This is a genomic window from Neisseria sp. HMSC70E02 (genome assembly GCF_001838645.1).
GTDB lineage: Bacteria > Pseudomonadota > Gammaproteobacteria > Burkholderiales > Neisseriaceae > Neisseria > Neisseria macacae.
The window spans coordinates 45066-49945 of sequence record NZ_KV838113.1; the positions used below are offsets into that span (position 1 = coordinate 45066).

At 50.7% G+C, this 4880-nt stretch carries 5 protein-coding genes; 3 read left to right on the forward strand and 2 right to left on the reverse strand.

Annotated features, from left to right (window positions below):
- Positions 1 to 557 (forward strand): hypothetical protein (locus HMPREF3277_RS10170; protein WP_246830799.1); only part of this gene is annotated, 557 nt, incomplete at its 5' end.
- Between the two features lie 171 nt (positions 558 to 728).
- Here HMPREF3277_RS10170 and rtcR read toward each other — a convergent pair.
- The gene (gene rtcR / locus HMPREF3277_RS10175) at positions 729 to 2363 is read right to left on the reverse strand and encodes an RNA repair transcriptional activator RtcR (RefSeq protein WP_070871037.1); all 1635 of its coding nucleotides are present in this window, start codon (positions 2361 to 2363) and stop codon (positions 729 to 731) included.
- Between the two features lie 13 nt (positions 2364 to 2376).
- On the reverse strand, positions 2377 to 3132 hold the full coding sequence (locus HMPREF3277_RS10180) for a tRNA(His) guanylyltransferase Thg1 family protein (protein WP_070871038.1): 756 nt from the start codon (positions 3130 to 3132) through the stop codon (positions 2377 to 2379).
- 895 nt (positions 3133 to 4027) lie between these two features.
- Between HMPREF3277_RS10180 and HMPREF3277_RS10185 the strand changes: the two genes are divergently transcribed.
- Both HMPREF3277_RS10185 and HMPREF3277_RS10190 read left to right on the forward strand, forming a co-directional pair.
- Entirely contained in the window at positions 4028 to 4498 is a 471-nt protein-coding gene (locus HMPREF3277_RS10185; RefSeq protein WP_003778258.1) for a hypothetical protein, read from the forward strand.
- A 9-nt stretch (positions 4499 to 4507) separates the two neighbouring features.
- Positions 4508 to 4849 carry a hypothetical protein gene (locus HMPREF3277_RS10190; protein WP_070871039.1) on the forward strand — a complete coding sequence of 114 codons (342 nt, stop codon included), beginning with the start codon at positions 4508 to 4510 and terminating at the stop codon, positions 4847 to 4849.
- The last annotated feature ends 31 nt before the right edge of the window (positions 4850 to 4880 follow it).

Below are 4880 nucleotides of genomic sequence, written 5' to 3' on the forward strand. Positions count from 1 at the left end.
AACGCCGTACTGGTTTAAATTTAATCCACTATACTTTCCGTAATACCTGTCATGTTAAACTTGCAGTAACGCCCAACACTCTTTCAGACGACCTAAACCTTATGCGCCACCTTATCCCCCTCTTCTTCCTGTCATTTCCGTTAGCAGCCTATGCAGGCGGTGATTTTTCAAAAGCCCAAGTTCTCAGTATTGTAGGCAGCCACGGTTACTATCGAATTTCCGTCCGCCAAATAGAACACCTAATTTATGACGATGGATGTACGACATACAATATCCGTATTACCCCTCCTAGAAAAACCTTTTGGGATCTGCTTGGTCTGAGACAAACTGACGACCATCCCACCGCCGAACAAACACAAGCTGCTGCCGCAGTGTTGAAACAGTATGCTGCCAATCAGCACCCGCTAGAAATCGGCTATTTAGGTGGCGGACTGTATCCTGATCCTCAGCAAAAATGCCTTTATCACGGCACTGGGATGAGGTTTGATGCACCGGACTATTTAGCCGTACGCCAAGACGCACGTATGGATCTATATCCTTATCTGACCAAACCATAAATACATCCCCGCCACAAAGCAAAAGGTCGTCTGAAAACGGACGCAGTCAGTTTCTGCGGAGCTAAAACGAACTCAGTGAATCTTGAGAACAGTTTTTCAGACGACCCTTCCTAATATCAGCCAATCGAAATAGCCCCCCTTCCGCCCCAACCCGCTCGGTTCAAGCCTCATCTACTGCACGATATCGCCCCACTCCAAACCGAATTTCTGTAAATATTTGCGCAGTCTGTCGCTGTCATTGGTTTTGGCACGGCTGTTTCGGGAAACATGAAACAATGCCCTTCCCGCCTGCGCCATGTTTTGGTGTTTGCGGCATTCGTCAATCACGTTCTGCAATTGCAAGCGGTCAAACAAATCCAAATTTTCCCAATCGATTTTGTCGGGGTAGTTATCCGCCTTTTCAGACGACCCCTTGTGCAAAAGGTCGTCTGAATCCGCCTCTTCAGCCCATAACCATTTGAGCCGCTCAATTTCCGCCGCTACTTGCTCCGCCTGTATCCTGCCCTGCGGGGCAAGCGTGGCCAGGCGCATGATGCTAGCGGCAAGGTCGCGGAAATTGCCGCGCCATCGTGCTTCGTTTGAATGGGCGAAGGCAAGGTAGGCAGACAGGGCTTCTTTATTGAAACGGGTGGCACGGCCGAGCTCCTGCGAGGCGAGCGCGAGCTGGTGTTCGATGTTCGGCTCGATGTCTTCGCGGCGGTCGGCGAGCGCGGGCAGCGGGTAATTCCAAATATTGATGCGGGCGAACAGGTCTTCGCGGAAGCGTCCGGCGCGGATTTCCCGTCGCAGGTCTCGGTTGGTACCGGCAATCAGCTGGAAGCTGCTGTGCACTTCCTTGTCGCTGCCGACGGGATAAAAATGTTTTTCTTCAATGGCTTTGAGCAACATGGCCTGTTCGTCCAAGCCCAATTCGCCGATTTCGTCCAAAAACAGTACGCCGCCGTCGGCGGTTTTCAAATAGCCTTCGCGCTTTTCCGCCGCGCCGGTAAACGCACCTTTTTTGTGTCCGAACAGGGCGGAAGCCGCGCCGTCGCCGCGCAAGGTGGCGCAGTTCACATCGACAAACTCGCCTTTAATCAGGTGGCGCGCCTTTTTCAATTCGAAAATCCTGCGTGCCAGCATCGATTTGCCCGCACCGGTAGGGCCGGAGAGCAGAATCGGCGACGGGGAATGCAGCGCGACTTGTTCGATTTCAGCAATCATGCGGTTGAAGGCGGCGTTTTGTGTGGAGATGCCGCTTTTCAGATAGCGCACCGCGTCATCGCGCACGGCGGCAAGGCGTTCGGCCAGCACGTCGTAACGCGCCAAGTCCAAATCAATAATTTCATAACCGCCGATATCGCCTTTCCCCATGCTGCGCCTTTGGTTTTTCGGCGGCGCAGTCTGCAATAGCACGCCCGGGATTTGGCGCGATTCCACCAATAAAAACAGGCAGATTTGCGCGACGTGCGTACCCGTGGTGATGTGGGTGAGATAAGTTTCTTCCTCAGTATCAAATGCATAGCCCGCCGCCCAGTCGTGCAGCTTGGTATAAACCTCGGAAAAATCCCACGGGTTTTCCAGCTCCATAGGCACGAGATTGACAACGGTGTGCGGCGACACCTGCTGAATATCGGCTTTTACATGATCCGCCAGATCGCGGTATTTTTCCGCATAAAACAGCTCCATGCGGTCAAGATGGAAATCATGACGCTGATTCATGGCGACATTCGGCCGCCACTTCTGCCAACGCCCTTGACCGAAACCGCTGTCCAATACCGTGCCGAGAAAGCTGACGGCGACTTGTTTTTTGGGTGCAGTATTCATTTTCAGACGACCTCTAAACGATTCTTTCCAAGACAAATGCGCCGTAATCGTCGCCCAAAGGCAGCTCGAAATCCGTATGTAAGATTTGGCGTTCCGCCTGCACGTTCTCTTTGGTTTGCGGATTGAAACCCTCTTTCAAGGTCGTCTGAAAATACACGCCGAAGCCGCGTTTCTGCCATGCGGGCAGTTCGTTGAAATTAATGTTATTTTCAAACAGCAAATCGTGTTTTTGAGCGCGTGTCAGCCCGCTGACGGCATCCGTGGCACGGGATACGCTTTCGCCTTTTTTACGCAGCATCCAATAGCAGTGGGCGTTGAGCGCGTTGCGGTGCGCGTCTTCATGCCGCCAACGGAAATAATCGACCACCAGTTTTTCGTTCGGCAAAACGCAAACCCGTGCATCAAAAGCGGCGGGCTGCCCGTGTGCCACCGAAAAGGCAGCGCTGGCTTCGCCCGCCAATACCGAAATGATTTTGCGCGTTTTGCGTTTGAACGTATCGTCGTCACGGCGCAGCAGCAGCGAAATTTCATCGCTTTCGGAATAGCCGTACGCCACATTGAAGCCGCACTGCATCAAATGCTGGACGGTGTGTGCCATCCGGTCGCGGAAGCGGATGTCGAATGGGGCTTCAAACTGCCAAACCTCCTTAGTCAACCGCGTAAAGCCGCGCCCGTCCAAGCGCACTACGATGAAATTTTCCTGCGGCACGCAGAAATCGTAAGCGGTTTCGTATTGCCGCAGGCGTTTGTCCAAATCGTCGAATCGCATCACATCTCCTTAAATATCTTATTTTCTATAAATCTATCTAAAAATATATTTTTCAGCATTCTACGCTTTTTGCCGCAAAAGACCACATCAAAATATATTTTCTTTTTATTCAATAAATTAAAAATTAATTTTGAAATTTTTTATCGTTGGCACGCTGTTGGCTATGTTGTAGATGTAACGATGCAGCAGATGCTGCGGAAAATACAGTTCTACAGGAAAGATTTTTCCGTAAATTTTTAGCTGCCGTGTCGTTACAGGGCGAATGCCGACAAGACTACAAAGGTTCTGCAGGTTCGACTCCTGCCTCGCCTAATAGGCGTTGACGTCTTGTTTTTCTAGTCGCCCACCTTTTCTGATTCAGCAGGCAAATGCCAGCCTTGTTTCCCTGAATGGCTGATGGCTTGCTGTATCGCTTGATCACTCAAGGTCGTCTGAAACTTTTCAGACGACCTACGATGAAAACCGTTTTAGGTGCATTCGGCAAATGCCGGAGGAATTACAGCCTGCCAACGCTCGAGGTCGCGGGTTCGAATCCCGCCTCTGCCGCCAACTATGGCAGAGTAGCTCAGAGGATAGAGCGCGTAAAAATTTCTCTACTTCTTGTTGCCAGATGTACCACCCCTTACGGGCGGATGCCGGCAGGATTACAGATCGGTTATTGCAGGTTCGATTCCCGCCGCCGGAAACGGCGTAAATCCTGCCAATCTAGCCGCCCACCTTTTTCGCAGTATGGCGGACAAATGCCTTGGAAACTACATCCGTCGCAGGTTCGAGTCCTGCCCCGCTTTCGGCAGGTAGCTCAGTCGGTTAGAGCAATAAGGTGTTTCCAGAAAACTCGTTGTTTGCCGTGCTGCCCCTTATCAACACTTTCAGACGACCTGAAGGAGACATAGCCATGACCGAACCATTTCATATCGCCTATCAACTGCACGATGCAGGCTGGGCAAGCGTTACCGTGAAATATGGCGAAGAGAACTATCAACAGGCTGTTTCCTATCTGCATGATTCGCTGAAAGATTTATGTGATTTAGCAATTGCTCTGCAAAGCAGCGGCAGCATTACTGAGGCGAAAGTCCTGTTTTTAGACGAACCCGGCGAACTGGCCTTACTGGTATCTGCAGCCGAACAAAGCAACGAAGCCGAAGTGAGGCTGATTTATTCAGACGACTGGTTTTTCAGTTTCAACTTCAATCGCAGTCCACAACAAACCTTATGGCACGGCAAAGTGGACCGGTATGAATTGGCGGAAAACATCCGTCTGATTTTAGAAGATATTTATCTGAATATCGGCGAAAAAGAATATTTGGAAAGATGGGTAGAACATCCTTTTCCGAAAAAAAGCTATCTGAAACTGAGCCGACTTTAAGGAATAGATATGAACACTTGGCTAATCATAGGCGTCATCGTTTTTTCGACTCTGGTTTGCTGGTCGTTCCAAACCTGCCGCAGCCGCAAACGCGAGCAGGCTTGGCGGAAACAGACTTTTCCCGAAGCGGAATGCAGTTTGATAAAGGAAGGCTGCCGTTACGACATCGCGCTTTCAGACGGCCGCACCTTCCGCCAAGCCAAAATACTCGGCACGGCGCAGGGCAAAGAAGCAGAGTTTCTATTCGGCTATGGAAGCATGCTTGTACTGCGTCTTTCAGACGACCGCAAAGCCTATGTGCGGCAGGCATGTATCCGCTGCATGATTGAAAGCAAGATTTTAGAGGATTAAATATAGTGGATTAACTTTAAATCAGGACAAG

What these genes read in the sequence shown, in the direction of transcription:
- rtcR (WP_070871037.1), bottom strand. Translation starts at nt 2,363, where the DNA reads ATGAATACTGCACCCAAAAAACAAGTCGCCGTCAGCTTTCTCGGCACG.
- HMPREF3277_RS10180 (WP_070871038.1), bottom strand. Translation starts at nt 3,132, where the DNA reads ATGCGATTCGACGATTTGGACAAACGCCTGCGGCAATACGAAACCGCT.
- HMPREF3277_RS10185 (WP_003778258.1), top strand. Translation starts at nt 4,028, where the DNA reads ATGACCGAACCATTTCATATCGCCTATCAACTGCACGATGCAGGCTGG.
- HMPREF3277_RS10190 (WP_070871039.1), top strand. Translation starts at nt 4,508, where the DNA reads ATGAACACTTGGCTAATCATAGGCGTCATCGTTTTTTCGACTCTGGTT.